Here is a 26,766-nt window from a genome sequence, read left to right on the forward strand (position 1 = left end):
AATTCACCATAAACACCTTGCACATTTATTGTGATAAAATAAACAAGGAGATCTATTTTAGATCAGGCGTATAATAAAAAATGCTTACTGTAAAGTAGCATATTCCATTATGAATAAAACGGAGGTTTAAAATGTCTCATAAAATACGCAAAAACTTTAGTAAATCGATTAATTGGAATATAAGCTCTGATAAAGATCAAATACAATCACTCAACAAAAATACACGAATCATTGCGAATGAGCTGGATAAAAATCCTATTCCCAATAAAGATGATTTAAATCCAGAAAATAACAAGAAGAGCTAAGCTAATACCAGCGTTTTATTAAATCACTCCTGAATAAAAATATGGTAGTAAAACAAAAAGAACTGGACGAAAGACACCAATAGTATAATAATAAGCCACTCCATCAGGATAAAATGTGCATAAGCTCACCTCAATGCATATGTTGATGGTAAATAAATCTGGATGAAAAATTTATATCGCCATTTTAAGCTGCGATTACGAATAACGTTTTCTATACTGTTTTTTACCTAAAAAAAGGATTGTTCATTATGTTCTTCAAAATGCTACCTCCCTCGTCCCTCGGGAAAGAAATACCCAAAACTGTAGCGTCAAGATTTAAGCAAATAAATTGGACTTTAAATAAACCAAGCAGCCCTGAGATAAAATTAAGTCCATCAGCTCAAATTATTGTGAATGAGCTTGAAAATACTTCATCATGTGATGTGCCGCCAGCACCTATGCTAAAAAAATAAGAAACCATCCTTGGTTTTCTTGCTTATAGCTACTTGGTGTACGATATTGAAGCTTTATGATCTGTTAACATTTCTAATGCCTCAAAATGCTCGGGAGCCTTTGAGCATAACCGCTCGAACTGCTCCTCATCATAAATCTCCAGTTCGCCATATTGAACAATGGCTACTATATTTTCCTCCAAGTGCTCAATCGCTGTTGAGTGAATACCCTGTCGCACAAAAGCTATTTTAGTAGCACCAAATTTCTTGGGATCAATGACTCTATTGATGCTGCTTGCAATTGAAATATCTGCATTCTTATGTAGTTCTTGAGCATTATTTGCTTTGCTATTAAGCTGGCTTTGATTCAAGAAATCTACATATTCCAACAAATTCACGATGTAAAGGGTGTTCGCCTCACAATCGACAACTACCGATGGTTGACTGCTCTCAGACTCCAGCACGGGTTCATTGCTAAATTTCTTTGCGATAGCAAGTTCAGTATTAATCACATTAATGATTACCTTTTTTGACTGATTCTCTTGCACAACCAAGGGGAAGCGCTCACTAACACTACGATATGAATCTAATACATACTCAGGCGGAGTAACAAAATCATTATTAGCAATACCTCTGGCAATAACTCCATCCACAGCATTTTCAGGTTTTCTTGTTGAAACAGTTATTAAATAAGTGCCATCCTTTTTTAATCCGATATCAAGCCAACTCGGCCAGATGTTACACATTTCTTTAAAAACATTCGGTACTTTTTTACCAGCATCCAGACGGTGCATCAAGAATCGTCCACTCATATTATAAGTCAACACTGCTTCATCATGGGTTAAAGTACCAATATGTTTTTTATGTGTTTCTTTGACACACTCATCGTCATAATAAATTGTTCGTTTTCTATCAACAGTAAGTAGAGCCAACTCATCTAGTCCATATCCGGTTGTTTGCTCTAATTGCAATGCAAAGCTTTCTGTTGAAATTGATTTACCACTTCCCGGCCCTCCGGCCATCAAGACCGTAAATCGATCAGGATAGGTTATGGCAGGTTGTTCTGGCATACCAATAAACGTATTCGCTTCGATTGCAGAAACTAAAGGTAATGACTCAAATTCACCTTTTTGAATAAGAGAATCAACTTTTACCTCAGTAATACTATGAAGCTGTCTATCGATTTCCTCTTTAAGCAATTCATCTGCCACATGACATAAAGCCAGTTCAGTGAGTTCCGAATCTGATAAATCAATTATTTTTTCTTCCCTACGCTTGATAAGTATCTCTTTGCACTGATTAAAATATTTTACTATCAATGCATTTTCTTTACTGGATTGGCTTTCATTTACAAATGTATAGACCCTGTTCAAATATTTTCCCCGCTCAATTGACATGTCTATATTAGGAAGTTCTCTAGAGATATACTGTAAATGAAAATCACGCACAAATTGACCAAAATCATTATTCTTGGGTGGCGTTTTTAGTAAGAGTGGAATTAATGCTCCTGTTATTTGTAAGGAACGTCGTTCCATTTCAAAAACCATCAGATCCGTTATGGATTTACCCTGATGATGTTGATAGCGCCCAAAGCCTTTCAGTAGATATACTAATTCCTCTTTCGTTTGAACCGCATTTTTTAAGGCTGTAAATTCGACCGAAGTTTTTTGGAATATATCCGGATATAATTGTTTACCCAAAAGAAGTACTGTTTCGAGAGAACAAGAACCTTCATTATGTTTTTTCCAATCATGAGAATAGAAGCGAACAATAGTTGTATTACCACCTAATTTTATTGTTCTTTTTGATGACATTGGTGATTTTGATAATTTAGTAAACATTTAGGTACCTTAATTAATGCTCATACGCGTTATGCTACAACATAAACATTAACCAAATATTAACCACCGCGACTATTTAATAATCTTTTTTATGTAACACTTATTAGCAGTCTCTATATCAGTCAAATGGCTGCTTTTTCGTTTTTTTAAAATGACAAAAAAGACGAAATTAAAGAACTTAATGAGCCAACCACTTCGTCTCTTGAAGAAACCGTATTAAGAAATTTGTCACAAATGTATGCTCAAGTAGTACAATTGTACTCTGCAAATAAAAAAAGAAAGCCGAGTACTGAAGCGGTAGAATATGCGGAAGAAAAAAGAGAGACTATAGCTCATAAACAACACAAAACGGACGAGTCAGATACTTCAGAAGAAAATCAGAGGATTATGCGGTTGTAAAACAAAGATCTTATTTAAGTTTTTGTAAGATTATATGGTAGGAAAACCTGGTTGCAAGCAACCAGGCTACATCTTTTTATATTAATAAGTGATTTTTTTCATATTTGTTGTTTGATAAGTCGCTTGATAAACTTTCTTAGCTTCTTCAGCTGCGCTAGTTAACCCCAAAGCAACATTAGATTCATACATCACGACTAATGCTTCTTGTGCACTTGGAGCTTGAGGGTAGTTCTTTACTAAATAACTCGCTCGCTCAATAGCAGCAACATACATCTTACGTTTAAAATAAAACTTAGAAATGTTTAATTCTTTTTGAGCAAACATATTACGTAAATAGATCATACGCTGTAGTGCATTCGCGCGATATTTGCTTTCTGGGAATTTTTGAATAAAGACCGCAAAGTCAGAGTATGCTTGCGTCTGAGTTCCAGGGTCACGCCAAGACTCATCCATAGGCAAGATTTTAGCAAAGACACCTCTCGTTTGTTGGAAGTTTGCTAATCCGCGCATGTAATATGCGTAATCCACATGTCGTGCACGTGGGTAAAGATGAATAAAGCGTTCCGCGGTCGCTGCAGCAGAAGGATAATCTTCATTTTGATAATAAGCATAGATTAACTCCATTTGTGAATTTTCAGTATAATCACTAAATGGGTACATTGTTTCCATTGCTTCCAATCGTTTAATTGCACTCACGTATTCTTTCTTACGTAAAGCCTTTTGCGACTCCTCATGCAGTTGTTCAGCACTCATACCTTTAAACGGGTTTTTATCGTCATCATCTTTATTCCACCAGGTCTTACACGAAGATAAAGAAACCAGAAGACCAACCAGGAATAACACTTGAATTCGTTTCATAAACTACACCTATTGAATTATATCTGCTGCGTCCACAAACAGTAACAAAAAAATTTGGACCATTATACCTAGGACTATCTAATTTGCGAACATTCTTATAAGGATTTAATTTGCAATGAAATCAAAAAAGTATTTGCAAATCTTTTTACGTTGCGATAGTATTCTCGCCTATCGGAGAGATGGCAGAGCGGTCGAATGCGGCGGTCTTGAAAACCGTTGAAGGGCAACCTTCCCAGGGTTCGAATCCCTGTCTCTCCGCCAACTACCTTACCCTTCTTATTATAAAATCAAAACCATTAAATAATAAAAAATTTCAATATCAATTATAGCCTTAGTTTACCTTGCGGCAACATCAAAGCTATGACTGTTGAGGGAAACGAAGATTACCCCCTGCCAGCACAATGATTACCTTATCATCAACATCCCATTTTGGTTCAATTTCACACAACATATTGACTGTATGCCTTTGAAAAGGTGGATTGATAGTAGTATTTACGTTTTAATAGCGCCTACAAATTCATATCCTAATAAAATCTTAAGAAAAAAATTATACAATATGGAAGAATAATGCATTACTTCCTATTTTTCAAAGCCGAGGTATATCGATGAGTAACCAAAATAAACCCCACGATAATATCAAGTTGACTAAAGACAATCAAAGCCAACAAATTAAAAAACCTTTAATGATTGGATGCAGTGGAGGCGGCGGCCATATATCTGCAATATTGGGTATTGAGCAATCACTTAAAACAACCTATTTTTCGGATACTCTTGAACTTCCATCGTATACACCGGTCTTAGCAGAACACAGACCTGCGACTGCATCCATCCATACCGGTGCCAACATCATGCATGCTTATGGTGTAGGGAAACCGCTTCAAAAAATAATTGAATTAACCCCTATTCCTCTATTACCTCATGCCGAGGCATTAGATGAAGAGATTAGAAACCTCAGTAAAAAAGAACAACTCAATGGCTCACGTCCTTATATTGACATGCTACTTGATGTATATCCTGAAGGTTATGAAAGTGCGGCGGTCTGGAACATATTACAGCGTAATGAAAAAACCAAAGCTCTGAAAAAATTAATTGCACTCCAATATGTGAGCGATACATTCAATTATCAAATTGTTTATGATTATTTCATGAAGAAATTACACGAGGCAGAAGCGATAGGCGCCCCCTATACTGAAATCATTAGTACCCAAGCTATGGCTCTACCAGCATTATGTGATGTGGTTAAGGACTATAATGCCAGCCGCCACGAAGAAAACCATATTGTGATAAATCAATACCTTACTGATATCCCCACTTTAGGAGCAGTACATTTTTTTAATGTTCTTGCCACCTTAACTCCAATCCAGCAACGTCAAATGAGACTATATGGCGTAGGCATGGCCGATGAGGTCATTCAGCATTTCTTCCCGCAAGGTAATCATTTTAATAAAATCTATAATGTACCAGCGAGCAGAAACCCCATGGTTCGCGTTGCATTTAAAGACCCATCCTATGATAACAGTGACAAATTCGATCAACAAGTGACACTGAACTTTCAAAAAGAAGTCCTCCCCTACAGTATTGCCCCTGAAGAACAAATTGCCTCAATTATGCTTGGAAGCCAAGCCAGTGCTGATACAGTAAAATATATTACCCCCCTGCTAAAATGTGGAATGGAACGTGTATTCGTATTTGGCGGTAAAAATAAAAGTATTAGTGACAAAATCGATGAACTAATTAATACACATCCAGAATATAAAGATCGCATAGTTCGTTTGGACAATCAAAGTGATAAAGAAATCTCTGCTTTAATGACTCGTAGCAATATTGTTGTTACTCGTGGTGGGGGGTTAAGCGTGATGGAGCAAATGGCTATGTCCCATAATCCCGAACAAATTATACTGATTCATCATTCAGACACCAATGAGAATGAGCCATTAAGTTCAGGAATTAGTTGGGAGGACAGTAATGTAGAAAAGTTAATCGAGAGCCTGCAAGAAGGCAATATTTATGCCCAAAAAACCTCTCCTAATTTAGCATTACGCCATATTGCTGAAGGTCAGATCAGCAGCTGCATTAAAAGAAATCAACAGATTGAACTTAAAGATCTGGTACAAAAAGTACAAGGTATATCAAAATCTACATTAAATCAGTGCTTAGCCTGGCTTAATGAAGGACATGCAGACAAAGTTAAAGAGTACTTTAAATGTTACACGAATAAAGAAAATCAGCATGAGAAAAAGTACTTATCCATAATTGAAAATCTTAATGCTCGCTGTGATGATTGCATCGAATATCTAAGCAAACAAATTTTGGATGAAATGAAAAATCAGAATGAGTGTTATATTCAACTCATCGAAATGGGCGGAGATGCAGATATCATGGCTATAGAACCTCTCGATGCAGCCCATATTGTTATGCAAGTACTCAATAAAGAACTAGAAAATCCAAGCCCTGCTTTATTTGCCGTGGCTAAAAGTTATGATGCCATTCAAACACTGCAAAGAACCATTAGTTGTACCAATGAAGCTCAGTCTCCATTTGAAAAATTAAATGCCTTTAAGGATAGCTATCGCGACAAAGAGATAAAACAAACAATACAATCCAATCAGAGTAATGTATTTAAACGACTAATTGATGAAATTATTTATCATTTGGCCATTGTTTTTAGCTCTAAAAAGGCTGAAACCTTGTTTAACCCAACAATGGTATTACGTAAAGAAATTCATAACTTGAAAGATGAAACGTCTATAGAACCGTTTGATGGAACGAATACACTTACTTAAAGAATTCGTGGCACTTCATAACTTCCCGGTTGCATGCAATCGGCTATAATTATTTTCAACATAAAGATAGGAAGCTCGTGTCATGTACAAACTATGTTTCTATGTCCCTATATCCCATTTAAATAGTGTTAAAGAGGCTGTTTTTAACGCGGGTGCAGGTAATCTGGGCAATTATTCTCATTGCGCATGGGAAATCTTAGGCGAAGGCCAGTTTATGCCTTTGCAGGGAAGTAACCCATTTATTGGCGAAACCAATGAAATAGAAAAAGTATCCGAATATAAAGTTGAGATGGTTTGTGTTCATGAGTGCATTCATGAAGTGATTGCTGCCTTAAAAAAAGCACATCCTTATGAAACTCCAGCATATTATGTTTGGAAATTGGAAAATTTTTAACTAAACCATATACGAACTTAAACTGGGCTGAAAAGCCCAGTATTGAGGAGATGTTTGCTGGGCCCTTCAGCAGCCCAGCTTACGTACCAAAAAACTATCCCCTATTGATATGTACGAGTACTTTCATATGAGGGAGGAGGCAAATCATCCATCAATGGCGCTGTTGGATGTAGAACATTAGTTTGATATTCTCCCACATATCCACCCGCATCAAAGCCCTGCGACATCATAGGATTTTGCTGCTGTCCCATAAAATAATCTTGTGGCGGCGGTGAAACGAAACGTTGTTCTACCACAGGAACATATGCATAGACTTGGGGTGGCAAGTAATATAGAGTTTTTAACTCGCAATCAAAAAACAAGTCTCCCACCTGAATACTGGCTCGATTGCCACTACGTAGCTCTCTAACCTGTTGCAGACACTCATTAACTTTAGCCATGCTCTTATCTTTCCGCGAAAAGAACATTGGAACATCAGCATCTTTACTATTTAAATGCTTAGCAATTTCTGCACGAAGCGCTACTATCGCTATTTTCACCATAGAAGGATCAATGCCATTGTTAGCTAAGTTATGTTCTTCATTAGCTGTTAGTCTAAAACGAAGTGGATCTTTGGGATCCATAGCATTTTGATCTTTTTGCAAAGGACTATATAAGAGATTCATTACAAATGCGCCGATACCCGCACCAATAGTGCTGAGCAGAACAGCGCCAGTTATAACCACCGCAGCAGGGCTAAAGCCCGCCATAATTGCCAAACTTGTCAAAGGAGCAGCAGCAAATGCCCAAGTAAGAATAGTAGAGCCCGCACCAAAAGCAATGGAATTAGCCATTACCAATGCAGCCTTTAACCAACCTTCATTGTAGTAAAAACGCTCAGCGCCTTCTAAAAAATGATTAAGCATATAATATGCAGCGACACTGGCTAATACAGCAGCAATTGCCGCCATCAGTAATAATGCTAATGCCGCCAGTGTTTCTGAATCAGTATCAAAACAACCTCCACCATGGCCATGATGACCAGGGTACCCACCATGAGGGAATCCGCCATGAGGATAGTGATGCCCATGACAGTCATGAGTAATTGCACTTAGCATCATCCAATCAAATAACAAGGAATCACGATGATCATAGCGATGATAATGATGGTTGTGTACCAATTCAATTTTAACGTTAAACGTGGGAAGTTCTGGTTTAAAATTTTGTTTCTCGAGATCAGAAAGGTCTTTATAAATAGGTAATGCGTAAAAAATAGCATTAAAAGACTTGTAAACTTTGGCTTTTTCAGCAGCCTCTAACCGGAAAAAACTACCATCAGGCGATTCAAGGGAATATTGTACTGCGAGGAACATTTCATTATAAATTGATGTTACGTCTTTTAGCGTGCCTGTTTGGCCTAGATAATCCTTATAATGCTGTAAGACATTACCATAAAATAGCATCAACTTATGATCAGTAAATTTACGTATATTTGTCATAGCTACTCCTAAAATTAAGTAGCACTAATCCCATTTAACTCAGGGCTTATTTGCATTTTATTGCATCCCTTATTCAGCAGTCCCTTGCTTTTGACCGGGGCTAAATTCAGCCCCTTTTCATCTATATACCAGTCAAAATTAAATAGAACTCGTACTAATGTCTTTCAATTTGGGCTTGATTAATTAAACTTTTTGCATATAAATCATAATCCATCATGCCATAACTAGCTTCGATCTGTTGAATGAGGCTTTCCTGTTGTTCTTTATCCAAAGTACTTAATTTTCCATCATTAATGTGCTTTAGTCTTACAACAACATAATCACCATTAGGCAATACAGCACCATCGCGGCTTTCTGGTCGTAATAAGTTAAATGCCAATTCATTAATTTGTGGATCTGCTTTATCACTATCTCGAGCGGATTCTTCTACAGTAGTCCAAGATAGTTTATTGGCACTAAGAATTTCTTCATGCTTTTTGCCATCAACTGGGTTTTGCAAACTCATTCCAAGTGTTTTAGCTTTGGCTTCAGCACCCTGCTTTGTTAATGTAGCCTGAATTTGTTTCTGTACTTCGCCTAATGATTGTTCCTTTTCAGGAGTATGCTCACTAACACGAGCAACAATAACCGAGTCATTATCTAATTGAATAGGCTCACTATTATTACTGAGCTCTAATACATCATGACTAAACGCCGCATTAATTACTTGTGGGTTTTTAGTTAAGTTATCCTGGCCACCGGCACGAGAAAATGGTTGTGTCGTTTCAATTTTTAATTTGAGCGCATCAGAAACAGGCTTCAAAGAATCTGGTGATTGGTAGCTTAAATCAGATAATTGCTCTAAAGCTTGGGCATATTTAGCTTGAGCCATTTCAGTCATCAATTGCTCTTTAATCGTTGTCTCAACTTCTGATAGCGGCTTAATTGTTACAGGCTTATAAGCAATTAATTTAAAAATTTCAAAACCGTGTTTTGTTTGAGCTGGAGCAGATATTTCTCCTGCCTTCGTTAAATTAGATAAAACTTTATCGTAATCATTTTGTCCAGCGGTAATCCAAGGAAGTTCGCCTTTATCAGCTACTGAAAGTTTATCATCAGATTCTGAAGCAACGAGCTTGTCGAATTGGCTAGGGTCTTGTTGCAATACAGCATACGCATCATCAGCTTTTTTCTGAATTTGATCCAGTTCGTCTTTAGAAACACCTTCTGGAATTGCAAAAAAATGTGGGCAACATGCCATTGTGCTGGAGTTAAATAGTTGTTTTGATTTTCATTATAAAAGCGGCTTACATCGTCATTTGATATCTTTACTTGCTTCTTAATATCATTCATAGATAAAGTTACATATTCGAGACTTACTTGCTCTGGAGCCATAAATTCTTTTTGATGTTGCTTATAATATTCAGCAATGGCATCAGCAGAAACATTAATTTGCTTTTCAAAACTCGAAGCAGGAACAACAAGATAATCATAATCTCTATTTTGCATGTACAAACGAACGAAACGCTCAATTTCATCAGGTAACGCAAATGAAGTACCTATAAAAGCAAAACGTTGTTGGTTCAACAACATGCCCTGGCTTACTTCATTTTGAAAACTAGATTGAGTGAATAAAGCAGCACTAAGTGCTTGCTGATATTTTTCAGCAGAAAAATGACCATCTTCCTGAAATTGGGGAATACTCAATATGGCAGCATTCGCTTGGTTTGCACTCACGTCAAAACCATTTTTACGCGCTGCTTGCACCATAACTTCGTTCGCCACCATTTGGTCTAGGACTTGGCTTTGTAGTTTTTTCTCATCTTCTGCAGTCATATGTGCCGCATCTTGCATTCCGCGAGCACGTCTGTAATTTGTTTCAAATGATTGATAAGTTAAAGATTCACCATTAACAATCACTTTCGCATTTGATGTTTGATGCGATTGAAAATAGTAATCAACTCCAAAAAGAGTAAACGTAATGCCGATTAAAACGACAACTAGCCAAGCAACAACACCTTGTATGCGCTCATTTAACTTCTGCAACATGTCCCGAGATCCATTTAGTATTAACAAAGTTTTAATGAAGTGGGATTGTAACCTAATCGGACAAAAATCTAAACAAAAACCGCTAAATTTTACAAATAACTGTACCCGAGAGGCATCCTTTAAAATCAACGTGAATGCTTAAAGTAGTTAATCATACAGCACACAATTAGATCAAATTACTATCAAAGACAAGATATATTATCTGCTTATGTCAAATCGTAGCCGTATTAGAAATTGTAATACAGAGACTGATGGCAAATCCCCCTCTCCTAAATAATACCGCGGGTCGGGCCCATGGACCAACATTTCTCATCATCACCAAGTCAAATAAAATTAAATACATCTTTCCCTTGTCTTTTTAAGAATTTCTTTTTGAAAAAAACTGATGGATATATGAGAATTACCAGTCTCATCATGAAGGGACCTGAGGAAATGTCCGGCCATAAGCCGACCTACCTGTAGTCTGAAAATTAACATAACAATGAAACTCTGGTTTCAAGCAACCAAGGTACACTTTTTTTGCGTTTGAATGATGACCTCAGATATTGAGGTCATTAAGGATATTGGCGGAGCGGACGGGGCTCGAACCCGCGACCCCCGGCGTGACAGGCCGGTATTCTAACCAACTGAACTACCGCTCCAATATGGTGGGTGCTGTAGGGATCGAACCTACGACCCTCGCCTTGTAAGGGCGATGCTCTCCCAGCTGAGCTAAGCACCCGAAATTGTTATAAATTTCGCTTTACTACTCACCAATTTTGCTCTGCAAAACTTGGTGCTCTCACTTATAATAAAAAACGCGCCTTTTTGAGCGCGTTTTAATAATATGGCGGAGCGGACGGGGCTCGAACCCGCGACCCCCGGCGTGACAGGCCGGTATTCTAACCAACTGAACTACCGCTCCAAATTATGGTGGGTGCTGTAGGGATCGAACCTACGACCCTCGCCTTGTAAGGGCGATGCTCTCCCAGCTGAGCTAAGCACCCCAAATCTTTAAGCTTCTTGAACCGCTTCTTTCAGGTTTTTGCCTGCTTTAAATTTAGCTACTCTTGACGCTTTGATCTCAATGATCTTCCCAGTTTGTGGGTTTCTGCCAGTACGCGCAGAACGGTTACCAGTAGAGAACGAGCCAAATCCAGGTATTACTACTTGGTCACCGCTCTTTAAGGCATCAGTAATAGTGCTAGTAAAAGTTTCAAGCACTCTGCTTGCATCTGCCTTAGTTAAACCAGAACCACTTGCTAAAGCATCAACTAATTCGCTCTTATTCATTGCTTCCCCTATACAGTTAATCTTCCATACTCCAAGTTAACCTAACTTAAACTTAATCAAATTAACCAGTCAAGTAGTTACATCCTTGCAACGCCCGCCAGTAGCGGGCCACGAAAGGAAATATACCTTTAATTAATGGGTATGTAAATCATTATTTTTAATTTTTTTTGATTTTTTACCCGCTAAAACGGCAGTCTGTATATTATCTGGACTATCTAGCCAAGGACTGCGTTGTAAAGCCAGTTCTAACACCTGCTCAATGGTCTTCACAGGGTGTATTGTTAGCTTACGCAACACATTATCAGGGATCTCTTCCAGATCTTTTACATTCTCTTCGGGGATAATTACATGCTTAATTCCACCCCGATGAGCAGCTAATAACTTCTCTTTGAGTCCGCCGATCGGTAATACTTGTCCACGCAAAGTAATTTCCCCTGTCATAGCAACGTCAGCCTTAACAGGAATTTGCGTAACTACAGATACCAACACAGTACACATACCGATACCAGCACTTGGACCATCCTTTGGTGTTGCTCCTTCAGGAACATGCACGTGGAAGTCATTCTTTTCAAAGAAATCATCAGCAAGCTGTAACTTTTTAGCGCGACTACGTACGACAGTCATTGCTGCGTGTATTGATTCTTGCATTACCTCACCCAGTTGCCCCGTATGGATCACCTTACCTTTACCAGGCATCATAGAAGATTCAATCGTCAGCAACTCCCCTCCTACACTCGTCCAAGCTAAACCTGTTACTTGGCCAATTTGATCAAACTCTTCAGCAAGACCATATCTGTATTTCTTAACCCCTAAATATTTTTCAATATTATTTACGGTAACAGTTAATCGCTTAGCTTTTTTCTTGTTTGATAAAATCTCTTTTACGACCTTTCGACAAACACTAGCAATATCTCGCTCCAGATTACGAACACCCGCTTCACGTGTATAGTGACGAATGACTTCGCGAATAGCTCCTTCGCTGATATGAATCTCATCGTTACTTAAACCGTTAAGACTAATCTGCTTGGGTACTAAATACTGTTCTGAAATACTAACTTTTTCATCTTCGGTATAACCTGCCAAACGAATAACTTCCATTCTATCTAATAAAGGCGCAGGAATTTCTAATGAGTTTGCTGTTGCAATAAACATTACATCACTTAAATCATAATCAACTTCAAGATAATGATCGCTAAACGTATGGTTTTGCTCTGGATCTAATACCTCAAGTAATGCAGAAGCGGGATCGCCACGGAAGTCCATAGCCATCTTATCTACCTCATCAAGCATAATTAATGGGTTTTTAACTCCAGCCTTACATAATTTTTGAATTATTTTCCCAGGCATTGATCCAATATAGGTTCTACGATGACCACGAATCTCCGCTTCATCGCGCACACCACCTAAAGCGATACGAATGAACGTACGGCCTGTGGCATTCGCAATCGATTGTCCTAAGGAAGTTTTACCAACCCCTGGAGGTCCAACTAAACATAAAATTGGTCCTTTCAAACGTTTTACTCGTTGTTGAACTGCCAGATATTCGATAATGCGTTCTTTCACGCGTTCTAGACCGTGATGCTCTTTATCTAATAGTTTTTCTGCTTTAAGCAAATCAAATTGAATCTTACTTTTCTTTTTCCATGGAACCATAAGCATCCAGTCAAGGTAATTACGAATGACTGTTGCTTCAGCAGACATAGGGGACATCATTTTTAATTTATGAAGTTCAGCCATTGCTTTTTCTTTGGCTTCTTTAGGCATGCCCGCTTTATCAATAGATTTTTCAAGCTGCTCGATTTCATTACCTTCTTCACCAAGCTCACCCAATTCTTTTTGAATGGCTTTCATTTGTTCATTCAGGTAATACTCACGCTGACTTTTTTCCATTTGGCGTTTTACACGGCCACGTACACGCTTTTCAACGTGCAATAAGTCAATTTCAGTTTCAATAGCTGACATTAGACGTTCAAGGCGTGTGCCCACATCTAAGGTTTCTAATAATTCTTGTTTATCATCAACTTTCAAAGTTAAATGTGCGGCAATAGTATCCGCCAGACGACCAGGTTCCTCTATTCCAGCTAAAGGTGATAATACCTCAGGAGGAATCTTTTTGTTCAATTTAATGTACTGCTCAAATTGTGACATTAAAGAGCGCATTAAGATGCCAACTTCAGGCTCTTGTACGGCAACATTTACTTCATCCATAACTTCCAGAGAAGCCTCAAGGTATCCTTTTTCCTGGCTATATCCTTTAACTCGCGCACGTTGCTCACCTTCTACCAGAACTTTTACAGTACCATCAGGTAACTTAAGTAACTGCAACACACTGGATAAAGTACCTACATGGTAAATATCTTCTGGAGAAGGATCATCATTAGATGATTTTTTCTGCGCGACTAAAAAAATTTGCTTGCTATCAACCATAGCGGCTTCAAGGGCTTTAATTGATTTTCCTCGGCCAACAAAAAGGGGAATAACCATATGAGGATAAACCACCACATCCCTCAGTGGCAGCACTGGAATCATAGACACATTTTCAGTCTCATTAGGCGTCACTTTATTTTCAATAGACATAACGAACCCTTATTCAAACAAAAGCTATAGTTATAATTTTACAACAAATTTTTACTGCTCTTTAACTGAGTATAACGGTATTTGAGGAAATGAACAAAGTACTTAATAAGAATGGGAAATTAATATGACAATTTAACTAAATTAGATTCAAGCGCCCTATCAGCTACTAGTTTAAAAGACTTAATTGATTGAATAAAAAAGGACATATGCAACTATTCAACGTTTTAAGTCTCTGAACCAGCAAGTAGATAAAGGCGCAGAGACTAACATAGAGAATAGTCGCAAAATTAATTAGCTATTCTTTACCACCTGCTGCACTTTTCATCTCATCATGTTCATAAATAAGTATAGGCTTTGACGAATTGTTTACGGCACCTTCGTCAATTACAACTTTATTTACTCCTTCAAGAGAGGGTAATTCATACATGGTGTCTAAAAGAATATTTTCAAGTATTGCACGTAAACCGCGAGCACCCATTTTTCGTTCCAGAGCTTTCTTCGCAATCGCAACCAAAGCCTCTTCTCTAAATTCTAGTTCAACTTCTTCCATTTTGAAAAGTGACTGGAACTGTTTGGTAAGTGCATTCTTAGGATTAGTAAGAATATCAATAAGTGCAGCTTGGTCCAGTTCTTGTAGTGTAGTTACTACAGGTAATCTACCAACAAACTCAGGAATCAAACCATACTTAATCAAGTCATCAGATTCTAATTGGTGTAATACCTTCGATACTTCATCACTAGTATCTTTTTTATTTTTCAGCTGGGCCGAAAAACCAATACCTGATTTATCGCTACGTTCTCTGATTACTCTATCTAGACCAGCAAATGCACCACCGCAAATAAATAGAATGTTTGAAGTATCTACTTGCAAGAATTCTTGTTGCGGATGCTTACGACCACCTTGTGGTGGAACAGAAGCAATCGTTCCTTCGATCAGTTTTAGTAATGCTTGCTGCACACCTTCACCAGAAACATCTCGAGTGATGGAAGGATTATCTGATTTACGTGAAATCTTATCAATTTCATCAATGTAAACAATACCCTGTTGTGCTTTATCAACATCGTAATCGCATTTCTGCAATAACTTTTGAATAATATTTTCAACGTCTTCACCGACATATCCTGCTTCGGTTAGCGTTGTTGCATCAGCCATAGCAAAAGGAACATTTAAAATTCGAGCCAGAGTTTGCGCTAAAAGAGTTTTACCGCTACCCGTTGGGCCAATCAATAAGATATTACTTTTCCCAAGTTCAACGCCATCTTCGCTTTTATGCTGCAATCGCTTGTAATGATTATACACGGCAACAGACAACACTTTTTTGGCATGTGGCTGACCGATGACATATTCATCAAGGAATTTTGAAATCTCTTTTGGTGAGGGTAAACGCACTTCTGCTTCTTCATGAGCTTCGTGTGTTTCTTCACGAATAATGTCGTTACATAATTCAACGCATTCATCACACACAAATACAGAAGGACCAGCAATTAATTTTTTTACTTCATGCTGGCTTTTTCCACAAAAAGAACAATAAAGAACCTTATCACCACTTCCATTACTGGATTTACTCATATCCAACCCCTTCTTACAGCCATTACCGGGAAATAGGTAACACATGTAAAATATTAGTCAATCAGAAAAAGATATGCCACTACAAATTAAGAACTAATTTATTTTGAACCCCGCAATGACACATCAATCTCTGGTTTAAAGCTTGATTTAAAAAGCTAAAATCAAGAGATCTCAATGCATATTGGGGCGACAAGTGAGAATTACAACTGCTCAGCTGAATTATTTGTTATTTCTCTATCGTAAAGTACTTTATCGATAAGACCATATTCAGCCGCTTGCGTAGCACTCATAAAATTATCACGCTCTGTATCACGCATAATTTGATCAGGAGTCTTTTTAGTGTGCTGCGCCATAATGTTATTTAAACGCTCTCTTACGGCTAAGGTTTCACGAGCATGAATCTCGATATCAGTGGCCTGACCTCGATATCCACCTAAAGGTTGGTGAATCATTACACGTGAATTTGGTAGACAGAATCTCTTGCCATCCGCACCAGCACAAAGCAGTAAAGCTGCAGCACTTGCAGCTTGACCGATACATAAAGTGCTAACATCAGGCTTAATAAACTGCATGGTGTCGTAAATTGCTAAACCAGCTGTTACTACACCACCAGGAGAATTAATGTAGAGAGAAATGTCTTTTTCAGGGTTTTCAGACTCAAGGAACAGCAATTGAGCAACCACTAAATTAGCCATATGATCTTCAACTTCACCCAACAGAAAGATAATACGCTCTTTCAATAATCGTGAGTAAATGTCATAAGAACGCTCACCACGTGAAGTTTGTTCAATAACCATTGGTACTAATCCACTGGCATTGCGAATTATGTTATCTGAATATCCCGACATATAATTACTCTCCTTTTGTATTCTCAGCCTTTTTAGGATTCATCACTGAATCATAGTCCATAGATTTATGCTTAATCTTAGCATCAGCTGCTATTTTATCAGCAACTACTTCTTCCATGACTAATGCTTCAATTTCAGCAAGATGTTCTTTGCTGCTTTGGTACCAAGCACGTAATTCATCAGGATTTTCGTAAGCACCAGCAAATTTCTCAATCATTGCATTCACTTTATCTTTATCGGCAACGATTTGATGTTTCTTAACATATTCAGAGAATAGTAAACCAAGATGAACACGGCGTTTAGCTTGTTCTTCAAACAATTCTCTTGGGAAATCAGGGATCTGTTCATTTTCATGATGTTCATGACCAAATAGACGATGGTACATATCATGTTTCAAATGTTCGATTTCTTTGTCGATTAAGGCCAATGGTAAATCAATAGCATTAACTTCCATTAGTTTATCAAATAATTTCTCTCTGTTCATCATGCTAACACGACGCTCTAATTCACGAGTCATGTTTGCTTTGATGTCTTTCTTCAGAGCATCAACGCCACCTTCCTTAATGTTAAACTTTTCAGCAAAAGCGTCATTAAGTTCAGGTAATTTACCTTCCATAATATTACGAACAGTAATTTTGAATACCGCTTCTTTGCCAGCTAATTCTTTGTGGCCATAATCTTCTGGGAAAGTAACTTTGATGTCGAATGGCTTATCTTTCTTACCACCAGTAATTCCATCTTCGAAACCAGGAATCATAGCGCCAGAACCGATAACTAATTCGTGGCCTTCTGCACTACCGCCATCGAATAATTTGTCATCTAAGAAGCCTTGGAAGTCGATAACAACTTTATCGCCTTTTTTAACAGCACGTGAAACATCATGCCATTCTTTGTTTTGCTCACGTAGTTTATCCAACATCTCTTCTAGATCTTTGTCAGTAACTTCTGAGCGAGCTAATTCAACAGTCGCTTGATTTAATTCAGCAACTTCAAACACTGGCATCACTTCAAACGTAGCCGTGTATTTAAAATCTTTACCTTTTTCTATTTCTTCAGGCTCGATGTATGGGTAGCCTGCAGGAACTAATTCGTTTTGTTGTAATGCTTCGAATAGGGTTGATTGAACCATTTCTCTAGCAACTTCTTGGCGAACGCTATCTGAGTAACGGCTAGTAACGATGTGCATAGGAACTTTGCCAGGACGGAAACCATCAACTTTAACTTTATGAGCCAGATCTTTGAGCCGCAAACTTACTTCTTCCTCAACTTTCGCTGTAGGCACAGAAATAGTTACCTTGCGCTCCAAACCGTTTAGGGTCTCAACAGAAACTTGCATCAATTCACCTCTTGGATTTTTATAATGAAATGGTGCGAAAGGAGAGACTCGAACTCTCACGGGTCACCCCGCTGGAACCTAAATCCAGTGCGTCTACCAATTCCGCCACTTTCGCAATCAGGTTGGATTATCAATCAGTAATTCGGTCTTGTAAAGACTCAGATGAATCTTTAGCGAAAAACCTTAGTTTTCATCACATGGGGTGAACGATGGGACTCGAACCCACGACAACCGGGATCACAACCCGGGGCTCTACCAACTGAGCTACGCTCACCATAATATAGTATAAATTGCCTTCAGGTCTCACTAGGGGCTGGCACGCCCGGCAGGATTCGAACCTGCTACCCTCGGCTTAGAAGGCCGATGCTCTATCCAGATGAGCTACGGGCGCTTAATTTGGTCGGGGTAGAGAGATTCGAACTCCCGACATCCTGCTCCCAAAGCAGGCGCGCTACCAGACTGCGCTATACCCCGACTGACCCGTCCCGAGGACAGTGCGCACATGTTACTAACCTAAGCGCTTCAGGTCAATAGCTAATTTCACATTTTTTTAAATATTTTAAATTGATTAGCTTTTTCGAGATCATGTTGTGCAAATTAATTTCGAGTTGGTTTTTAATTCACAAAAACACCTAACCTTTTTATCTAGAATTGTAGCTCAAGCACTAATAGAGAGTTACATCTTAATAGTTTTTCAGATAGCATTGCTTCATTATTTATTTCATTTAAAACACTATGAAATCCAAGTTGCTTCCTCTTTTTGATAATTTAAACCATCTACATAAGAATCATGAAAATGCAGTATTACCTGATCCTCAATTTAAGAATGACTTTCATTACACCTTAAATTTCTTAAAAAGCTATACTGGTAGTCAGGGAACATTTAATAGTTACCGCCGTGAGGCTGAGCGTTTGTTACAATGGTCATGGCATATTAAAGGTACTCCCCTCACCGAACTAAAACGGGATGACATTGAACAATACATTCGTTTCTGCCAAAACCCACCTAAAAACTGGATAAGCTTAAAAAAAGTCCCCCGCTTTATTGAAAAAGCAGGTTTACGTATTCCTAATGAAGAATGGCGCCCATTTGTAGTTACTCTAAGTAAAGCTGCGATAAAAAATGGACACAAACCTGAAATAGAACAATTCAGTCTATCTCAAGGAGCTACTCAAGAGATATTTGCTATATTAAGTACCTTATTTAATTTTTTAATTGCAGAAGAATATTTAGTCTCAAATCCAGTAGCTCTGATTCGGCAAAAAAGTAAATTCATCCGCAAACGTCAGCAAAACGCCCCTATTCGTCGACTAAGTATCGATCAGTGGAGTGCCGTACTTAATGCAGCAGAAACATTAGCTGAAGAATCACCTGAAAAACATGAGCGCACCCGCTTTATGTTAAGCATGCTCTTCGGAATGTACTTACGTATATCCGAACTAGCTGCAAATGAACGTTGGATTCCTAGTATGAATGACTTCGCAAAAGACAGTAATGGCCATTGGTGGTTTACCACGGTAGGAAAAGGGAATAAAGAACGTCAAGTTGCCGTCAGTGACGCAATGCTTGATAGTTTAATACGCTGGCGTAGTTTTCTTGGCTTAACCCCACTGCCCTCACCTGCAGATAACTCCCCGCTGATTCCCAAAATCAGAGGTAATGGACCAATGAGCGATACCGCCCCCATCCGCCGCATCATTCAACATTGTTTTGATTTGGCTGGAGAAGAACTGCGTATGAAAGGTCAACGCGAAGAGGCAGATAACCTCGCCGCAGCAACGGTGCACTGGTTGAGACATACCGGGATTTCCGAGGATGTAAAAATCCGTCCTCGCGAACACGTGCGTGACGATGCCGGCCATAGCTCCAGTGCAACTACGGATCGTTACATCGATATTGAAAAACAGGAGCGTTATCGTTCAGCAAGAAATAAAATAATTGATCCTGTTTCCACTGAAGAATAAGGGTGCCTGTATGACAATGAAGCAACCTGGGAACGCGTAGCAAGTTCCCAGGATTGCTCATAAATGGGGCGTCAAAACAGAGCCAAATGACTTAAGTAAGGCTATACCCTCTGGACTAGAACATGATCTATAAAAAGGTGTTGCCCCCTTATTAGCCCCCTCATCGGTTACAGGAGTAAAAAGAACATTTACTTTTTGCAGTGCTTTTGCAAAACCAGACCGATTTTTATTAAGAAATGCTACACCAGAATCACGTTCGCAAAAAAAATAAAAACAGTGCTCAAATAAATACTACCCTCACAACCTCGCATGAAAGTTAATGATTTTCCCATGAACTAAAATGGCCTATAATTGGCGATTTTGTTTGTTTAATATTCTTTCGTTATAATGCACAGCAAAAAACGTAGGAAACAAAAGCACATGACTCAATTTTTCGAATTATCCGATGACATATTACTGGCTCTCTATAAAAAACTACCTCCGCATGAATTATTGAGCCTTGTAAGTGCCGGCGAAAAATTGCCAAAGTTTCGTCGTTTGTCATTAGATGCCCTATTCATGCAACAGTCAGAAGATGCAAAAGTTTGCCAACAGAAAATGCTTGAGTACTGGATGCATTGCCCGACCCCATTATTGACTCCTTCTAAAAAGCTCATACTTCCTGCGCTAAAACACTTAGATATACTCCATCAACTTATGGGATTAAGCTCTCTGAATGGCGCTGTAGATGCTACAAGACAGCTATTTGAGCCCCACATAACTCATTTAGTAACCCAAATTTCCAGTCCACCAACTACACGCTATAATGCAGAGCGTTTACTCCATATTGCACCAATGCTGAGCCCAAGCCATATAGAGGAAATAATTCCTCAGCTACAAAACAACCTATTCGATCCGAATGGGATGATACGCTCAACAACCCAAGCCACGCTTCACAAATTAGCCCATAAATTGACTTCAGCACAGCTCAATACGCTTATTGCCTGGATAGAGGAAAACTTGACGCATAATAATGATTCGATGCGCACTGCCGCCCTATTCGCTCTACCACCGCTGGCGACCAGGCTAACCCCAGAGGAAATTGAGCCACTTATTTCTGGTCTACAAAAAAACTTGAGCAATCAAGCGGACTGGATTCTCTATTTGTCCTTACAGGCTCTTGCCTCATTGTCGAGCAAACTAAGTCCAGAACAAGCTAACTTACTGCTTCCAGAATTAGAAAATAAACTGATGCACGCCCAAGAAAATATGCGCATTACAGCACTACATGCTATTAAAATAATAGCCAGAAAACTCGATCGTAAAGCAATCCCCCAATTGATAACCAAGATACAAAAAAACTTAGAGTATGCTCAAGGAGATATGTGCGTTGAGCTCTTGGACGCACTGAAAACATTAATTCATCGAGATAACCCCGAACAAATTATTCCATTGATTGACACGACCTTAGAAAATCTAAAGCAACCTCAAAAAGCAATGCGCATTTCTTATCTAAACACGGTGAGTGCGCTAGCTGAGTGGTTTACTGACATGCAAGTGAGCTCTTTTCTGCCTAACCTATTGGAAAACCTACAGCATCCAAGCAATCCAGTACGCGAAGCCGCCATGCAAAGCCTTAACGCATTGATTCATAAATTCAACCCGGATCAAGTTAATCAAATTATTACTCTTATACAGGTAAACCTAAAACATCCAAATGATATGATGCGCCTCAACACACTAAGAGCACTTCGAATATTAGCAAGCATTCTCTTTTCAGAACAACTGAGTCTGTTTCTTTCCAGCTTACAAGAAATCATCAGCCTTAATCGCAACCCAGCATCCCTTGCTGCCCTAAACATTCTTGAAGAACAAGCCCACAAACTGATGCCTAATCAACTTACTCTGTTTATTCCTGTATTAAAAGAAATCATGGACCATAAATCCGATCAGGTACGTCTGGCAGTTGAAAAAACACTTGCAGCCTTGATTAGCCAACCACAAAACGAGAACATTGCACAAGAAATTATGGCCTGGACTATGAACTCTATGCATGAATCAAAACCTCCAGAAAACAAAAAATGGTGGCAGCTTCTTTTAACTCTTGATGAAAATTCAAACCATGTTCCCTCCAGGCTTGGTTGTCTTCCGGCAAAAGACAACGAATATCTAGGTAAGGAAGCAATCAACTGGATGCGTAATAAGAAAACATTGGGTAATCTTTCTTTACCCCCAACATTCCTGGTCAATCTATTGGTACAATTAAATGATTCTGAAAGAGCACTCAGAGCCAAAGACTTATTATCCATTACATGTGATCACAACTTCGAAGAAGGAATACGTGACACCGCTCTACAGGCTTTAAGTAGTTGGAGCATTGTGCTTTTGCAAGAGCCTCTAAAATATCAAGACTTGCTGAGTACCCTAGTTCATGATCTGGATGAAGAAGTTCAGAAAATAAATAACCCTTTTGATAAATATTCAATGATATTACAAATGATGAAAATACAAATTCCTCATGAACCAATATTAGTGTCTAATGAAATAGCTGCTCCCTAATAATAAGGAACCTGAGAGACAGTTGCTATGTGAACCAGTCTACGATAGGAAGTTCACGACATTGGAGTCAAACCACAACTGTTTCTGTGGTCATCATCATGAGTATTATCCTTAGCTTTTGCTAGCGGTTTAAGAGCTTGATAGTCCGCTTTAAACTGTCGACATACGTTATTTGTACTCTGAGCGGGATTAGGTGAAGCGGCAGCAGCTGCAGGTTTTTGAGCCGCTTGTGGATTATAAAATCGATTAGGAGGAACAATCGTCGCGACTGTGACAGGCTGTTGAGAATGTGTGAGGGGATTCTGATATGGTTTAGAATTAGCACTCATAGCTGCTGGAATAGGTTGCTGGTGAGGTGCTTGTAGATTATGTAACGATTTAGGATTACTCGCCGCAGCTGCGGGGATAGGTTGTTGGTGAGGTGCTTGTGGGTTATGTAACAATTTAGGATTACTCGCTGCAGCTGCTGCAGCTATAACAGCATATGGATAATACGGTGGTGCATGCTGAGCTAGATTAGGCTTAGCAGCGATGATAGCAGTCGCTTGAGGATGCGGAGATAAATTAGGAAACTGAGCAAGTGTGGCAATATACGCAGGTGTATTAGGAAAAGTCATAGCTGCAGTTACAACTGCGGGCGAATATTTCAAATTGCATTGCAAATTCAAAACTCTATTCGGATTAACATCATTAGAATTGAGTCTGTTTATGATGTCACTATTTAGTAAAATAGTAGTTTGAATAGAAGGATGATCCGTTGCTGTCTTATCCTTCGCACCAAACTGAAGCTACACATGATTTAATAGAGTAGGTCGTTGCATACGATAAGAATTACTGCCATCAAAAAAAGTATGTGCTTGCATGAAATATGAAAATTTTTTGGCACCCGATGAGGCAGGCACTAAATAAGCTCCACTTTCCTGATAACCTCCCGCTGATGGGCTTGAGTACTCCTGTATCGGTTTGTTAAAATTGGTATCTCCTATGTACCCCACCACAGTCCTTTCTGATGCAACGCGTTGCGCATACGCTTTTAATAACTCGACCGCCTTAGCAGGATAGCGCGCTATATCATTAGGGATATGAGGAACTAAGACGCTGTATTTCCCCTTGCCCGTTGCAAAGTGAATTTCACCTACTTTAAAATTTTCAGCGATTGTTGCTTCAGTAGGTGCTATTTGCATGTCATCTCTTATGTAAAAATGCATATTTTGCTTCGAATCATCATGATTCAGGCGATTCTTCCCTTGAAGGGAGGAGGTATATAACTTATAAGTAGCTACCGTGGTGACCTCACTAGAATTAGCTGGATCTCGAGTGCCCTTTAAAGTAAATTCATCAGGTAGATTATTTCTTCTACCCTCTACAACAGCAACGACGTGTGGAGTCTCTCTATTTTCAAATAACTTCACTAACGCCTCATCATACGTACTTACATTGGTATAAGTGCCTATTTTGGAGATCAATGTGGCTTGAGCAACTTGATCCATAGAGCACCTAGCTCCCCCCATATGAGGCTCATAACGCCCCACTCCAGACTCCCAGTATTTAATAGAAAAATGTCGGGATGCCTCCTGAGAAAACACCGCGATTTTAAATCCATCTCTCCACGGCCAATCGGTTGCATCTGACAATATACCGTCTAAATACTGGCGATCTTTAGGGGTTATTGGCCCAGCTTGGCCGGACCCATTAATGAGTACGCTACTACTTTTTGTTTGTAAATTGTTGGTTATTTGTATCTGTGTCGGGCTCCTTTTTAAGGTATATCCACCGGCTCCAGAACCGGAGCCTGCAGCAGCAGCGGTAGCGCCAATTCTAGAGCCAGATGCAGCAGGAGCATCATGAGTGACAGGAACAGGAACAGCATCAGCAGCCGTGGCGGGAGGAGCATTAGCAGGTGGACTTGCAGCTGGCTGAACGAGCTGTTGAGGGCCTGCGTCATCTGTCATGCTCTCATCTTGCGGTTGCTTCTCTGGCATCATAATCTCCAATAAAACGCTAAATGTAAGTACACGACAAGATACTCACAAACAGATATGGTATAACTATAATTATAATGCACAAAAAAAATACAGATTATTTTTCCTTTTATTGCGCACTTAATATGACGCGTATCACTGTATTTCTGGTTAAAGTTACATTCTTCTTTTCATTTTATTAGGCTATATATTTTGATATCTATGATAGAATTCTTCCTCTTCTTTTGTTGCTTATGATTAAAAATGCTAACCCTACGCCAAATCACCTTATCACGTGGTAATAAAGTATTACTCGACAAAGCCAGCGTCACCCTTTATGAAAAACAAAAAATAGGTCTTATCGGCCATAACGGCTGTGGTAAATCCACTTTGTTTGATTTTTTCCTGGGTAAACTAATTGCGGATACTGGGGAGTATTTAATTAATCCTCATCTGCGCATCAGCCATTTATCGCAGCAATTACCTGACAGTGACGAAAAAGCCCTGGACTTTGTAGTTAGTGGTGATGAAGAATACATCAAATTATTGCAACGCTTGGAAAAGGCAGAAAAAGAAGATAACCATGCGGAAGTCGTCGCCTGTCATGAAGAATTAAGCCACTCAGGGGGTTATAGTAAACCCGCTCAAGCAGCAACGATTATGTCTGGCTTAGGATTTAGTAGCGAAGAACAAAATGCCTCCGTGAATAGTTTTTCAGGGGGATGGCGGATGCGTCTGAGCCTCGCACGATGCCTCATGAAACCCGCTGATTTGTTATTACTGGATGAGCCAACCAACCATTTAGATATGGAGGCTATTTTTTGGCTTGAGCGTTTTTTAAAACAAAGTCCCAGTACAATTATCCTGATTTCTCACGATAGAGAGTTTCTTGATGCCTTTGTTACCCATATTCTACATATTGAAAAACAAAGTCTGACTCTTTATGGTGGCGATTACAGTTGCTTCGAAAAAACACATGCCCAACAATTAGCCTTACAACAAGCTATGTATGAGAAGCAACAAACAAAGATTAGCCATATGATGAGCTTTGTCACCCGCTTCAAGGCAAAAGCAACGAAAGCCAAGCAAGCACAAGGGCGTCTCAAGGCTATTGAGCGGATGGAAGTTATTGCCGCAGCTCAAGCAGACTCGCCATTTTCTTTTGATTTTTTCCCCTGTCCTCGTGCTGGTAATCCCTTAATCCAATGCAATCAAGTGGATGCAGGTTATACAGGGCAGGATCCGATACTTAAGAAAATTAATCTATCGCTGAGCCCCGGGGATCGGATTGCCTTATTAGGTCCTAATGGTGAAGGTAAATCCACCTTAATTAAAACACTGACTGGTTCCTTATCGGCTTTAAATGGAACGATTCATCGCTCCGCGCATTTACAGATCGGCTATTATGCACAACATCAGTTGGAGCAATTAGACTGTAAACTAAGCCCTGTAGAAACAATCCAAGCCTTATCCCCAGAAGTACGTGAACAAAGCATCCGGGATTTCTTAGGTGGTTTTAATTTCATGGGAGATATGGCAGTACAACCTATTCATCATTTTTCTGGGGGAGAAAAAGCACGTTTGGCTCTAGCTAAATTGGTTTGGCTTAAACCCAATTTATTATTACTTGACGAGCCAACCAACCATTTAGATTTAGGAATGCGTTCAGCCATCGAATTAGCACTACAAAGTTATGAGGGGGCTTTAATTCTTATCTCCCATGATCGGCATATGCTCAAAACGACGGTAGATAATTTCTACTTAGTTTATCAAAAGAAAGTACAGCCCTTTAATGGCGATTTAGATGATTATTATACTTGGCTACAATCCAAAGATGCAGTGAAAGAAAACACCAATACCACTTCTAGTCCGGCAAATGATTATAAAGAAAAAAAGGTATTACAAAATCGTTTAAAAAAATTAGAGCAAATGATTGAGCAATACCACGGAGAATTAGATAAATTGGATATTCAACTTGGTGATGCTAGTCTTTATGAAGACAGCACTCAACAGAATAAATTAAATCAATTAGTGCAAAAACGAGAACAAGCTCATTCTTCATTAGCTCAGGTTGAAGAGGAATGGTTAGAAATTAGTGGAACGTTGGAAGATTTATAATGTTCGTAGGTTGGGCTGTAAAGCCCAACAAGACGGTTTATGCTAGACCCGATGCTGGGCTTTA

Annotated in this window: 17 protein-coding genes, 9 tRNA genes and 1 pseudogene; 8 read left to right on the top strand and 19 right to left on the bottom strand. The window is 39.0% G+C overall.

The annotated features are described in order from the left end of the window. Positions 1–131: 131 nt before the first annotated feature. The gene (locus J2N86_RS10050; protein WP_252579267.1) at positions 132–305 is read left to right on the top strand and encodes a hypothetical protein; all 174 of its coding nucleotides are present in this window, start codon (positions 132–134) and stop codon (positions 303–305) included. Positions 306–786: 481 nt separating this feature from the next. Here J2N86_RS10050 and J2N86_RS10055 read toward each other — a convergent pair whose 3' ends face one another. Next, complete coding sequence (locus J2N86_RS10055; protein WP_252579268.1) at positions 787–2,577, bottom strand: hypothetical protein; 1,791 nt, start codon at positions 2,575–2,577, stop codon at positions 787–789. Between the two features lie 234 nt (positions 2,578–2,811). Between J2N86_RS10055 and J2N86_RS10060 the strand changes: the two genes are divergently transcribed. Then, a complete protein-coding gene (locus J2N86_RS10060; RefSeq protein ID WP_252579269.1) occupies positions 2,812–2,976 on the top strand; it encodes a hypothetical protein in 165 nt (54 codons plus the stop codon). 81 nt (positions 2,977–3,057) lie between these two features. On the opposite strand, the gene J2N86_RS10065 is transcribed toward J2N86_RS10060, so the two are convergent. Further along, positions 3,058–3,834 (bottom strand): outer membrane protein assembly factor BamD, encoded by a 777-nt coding sequence (locus J2N86_RS10065; RefSeq protein ID WP_252579271.1) that lies wholly within the window; start codon positions 3,832–3,834, stop codon positions 3,058–3,060. Positions 3,835–4,007: 173 nt separating this feature from the next. Between J2N86_RS10065 and J2N86_RS10070 the strand changes: the two genes are divergently transcribed. The 3 genes from J2N86_RS10070 to J2N86_RS10080 all read left to right on the top strand — a co-directional run bounded on the left by J2N86_RS10070 (position 4,008) and on the right by J2N86_RS10080 (position 7,011). Further along, positions 4,008–4,095: transfer RNA gene (locus tag J2N86_RS10070), tRNA-Ser, on the top strand. A 344-nt stretch (positions 4,096–4,439) separates the two neighbouring features. Next, positions 4,440–6,617: a hypothetical protein gene (locus J2N86_RS10075; protein WP_252579273.1), complete on the top strand. Its 2,178-nt coding sequence runs from the start codon at positions 4,440–4,442 to the stop codon at positions 6,615–6,617. An 82-nt stretch (positions 6,618–6,699) separates the two neighbouring features. Beyond that, positions 6,700–7,011 (top strand): Nif3-like dinuclear metal center hexameric protein, encoded by a 312-nt coding sequence (locus J2N86_RS10080; protein ID WP_252579275.1) that lies wholly within the window; start codon positions 6,700–6,702, stop codon positions 7,009–7,011. A gap of 101 nt (positions 7,012–7,112) precedes the next feature. Here J2N86_RS10080 and J2N86_RS10085 read toward each other — a convergent pair whose 3' ends face one another. From J2N86_RS10085 to J2N86_RS10160, 15 genes and pseudogenes are all read right to left on the bottom strand, one after another. Further along, positions 7,113–8,489 carry an aromatic acid exporter family protein gene (locus J2N86_RS10085; RefSeq protein ID WP_252579276.1) on the bottom strand — a complete coding sequence of 459 codons (1,377 nt, stop codon included), beginning with the start codon at positions 8,487–8,489 and terminating at the stop codon, positions 7,113–7,115. 154 nt (positions 8,490–8,643) lie between these two features. Beyond that, positions 8,644–10,517: pseudogene (locus J2N86_RS16175) on the bottom strand (SurA N-terminal domain-containing protein). A 564-nt stretch (positions 10,518–11,081) separates the two neighbouring features. After that, positions 11,082–11,158: transfer RNA gene (locus tag J2N86_RS10100), tRNA-Asp, on the bottom strand. A 4-nt stretch (positions 11,159–11,162) separates the two neighbouring features. After that, a tRNA-Val gene (locus tag J2N86_RS10105) sits at positions 11,163–11,238 on the bottom strand. A 106-nt stretch (positions 11,239–11,344) separates the two neighbouring features. Next, a tRNA-Asp gene (locus J2N86_RS10110) sits at positions 11,345–11,421 on the bottom strand. Positions 11,422–11,427: 6 nt separating this feature from the next. After that, a tRNA-Val gene (locus J2N86_RS10115) sits at positions 11,428–11,503 on the bottom strand. Between the two features lie 7 nt (positions 11,504–11,510). After that, positions 11,511–11,789, bottom strand: coding sequence for an HU family DNA-binding protein (locus J2N86_RS10120; RefSeq protein ID WP_058535483.1), 279 nt, complete (start codon positions 11,787–11,789; stop codon positions 11,511–11,513). A 132-nt stretch (positions 11,790–11,921) separates the two neighbouring features. Beyond that, complete coding sequence (gene lon / locus J2N86_RS10125; protein WP_252579280.1) at positions 11,922–14,366, bottom strand: endopeptidase La; 2,445 nt, start codon at positions 14,364–14,366, stop codon at positions 11,922–11,924. Positions 14,367–14,661: 295 nt separating this feature from the next. Continuing rightward, a complete protein-coding gene (gene clpX, locus J2N86_RS10130) occupies positions 14,662–15,936 on the bottom strand; it encodes an ATP-dependent Clp protease ATP-binding subunit ClpX (RefSeq protein WP_252579282.1) in 1,275 nt (424 codons plus the stop codon). Positions 15,937–16,136: 200 nt separating this feature from the next. Then, positions 16,137–16,784, bottom strand: a complete 648-nt coding sequence (gene clpP, locus J2N86_RS10135) for an ATP-dependent Clp endopeptidase proteolytic subunit ClpP (protein ID WP_252579283.1) — start codon at positions 16,782–16,784, stop codon at positions 16,137–16,139. A gap of 4 nt (positions 16,785–16,788) precedes the next feature. Then, positions 16,789–18,120: a trigger factor gene (tig, locus tag J2N86_RS10140; RefSeq protein WP_252579285.1), complete on the bottom strand. Its 1,332-nt coding sequence runs from the start codon at positions 18,118–18,120 to the stop codon at positions 16,789–16,791. Between the two features lie 30 nt (positions 18,121–18,150). Beyond that, positions 18,151–18,235, bottom strand: a tRNA-Leu gene (locus J2N86_RS10145). Between the two features lie 83 nt (positions 18,236–18,318). After that, positions 18,319–18,394 (bottom strand) — tRNA-His (locus J2N86_RS10150). A 40-nt stretch (positions 18,395–18,434) separates the two neighbouring features. Further along, a tRNA-Arg gene (locus J2N86_RS10155) sits at positions 18,435–18,511 on the bottom strand. A gap of 6 nt (positions 18,512–18,517) precedes the next feature. Beyond that, positions 18,518–18,594 (bottom strand) — tRNA-Pro (locus J2N86_RS10160). A gap of 261 nt (positions 18,595–18,855) precedes the next feature. On the opposite strand from J2N86_RS10160, the gene J2N86_RS10165 reads away from it, so the two are divergent. Both J2N86_RS10165 and J2N86_RS10170 read left to right on the top strand, forming a co-directional pair. Beyond that, complete coding sequence (locus J2N86_RS10165) at positions 18,856–20,085, top strand: tyrosine-type recombinase/integrase (RefSeq protein WP_252579286.1); 1,230 nt, start codon at positions 18,856–18,858, stop codon at positions 20,083–20,085. Positions 20,086–20,505: 420 nt separating this feature from the next. Beyond that, complete coding sequence (locus J2N86_RS10170; RefSeq protein ID WP_252579287.1) at positions 20,506–22,623, top strand: hypothetical protein; 2,118 nt, start codon at positions 20,506–20,508, stop codon at positions 22,621–22,623. A gap of 53 nt (positions 22,624–22,676) precedes the next feature. Here J2N86_RS10170 and J2N86_RS10175 read toward each other — a convergent pair whose 3' ends face one another. Continuing rightward, the gene (locus J2N86_RS10175) at positions 22,677–23,240 is read right to left on the bottom strand and encodes a hypothetical protein (RefSeq protein ID WP_252579288.1); all 564 of its coding nucleotides are present in this window, start codon (positions 23,238–23,240) and stop codon (positions 22,677–22,679) included. 171 nt (positions 23,241–23,411) lie between these two features. Continuing rightward, on the bottom strand, positions 23,412–24,608 hold the full coding sequence (locus J2N86_RS10180) for a hypothetical protein (RefSeq protein WP_252579289.1): 1,197 nt from the start codon (positions 24,606–24,608) through the stop codon (positions 23,412–23,414). A 240-nt stretch (positions 24,609–24,848) separates the two neighbouring features. Between J2N86_RS10180 and J2N86_RS10185 the strand changes: the two genes are divergently transcribed. Further along, positions 24,849–26,702, top strand: a complete 1,854-nt coding sequence (locus J2N86_RS10185) for an ABC-F family ATP-binding cassette domain-containing protein (protein WP_252579291.1) — start codon at positions 24,849–24,851, stop codon at positions 26,700–26,702. Positions 26,703–26,766 lie beyond the last annotated feature (64 nt).

Origin of the sequence: Legionella lytica, from assembly GCF_023921225.1 — a bacterium.
In the GTDB taxonomy this organism is placed as follows: Bacteria; Pseudomonadota; Gammaproteobacteria; order Legionellales; family Legionellaceae; genus Legionella; species Legionella lytica.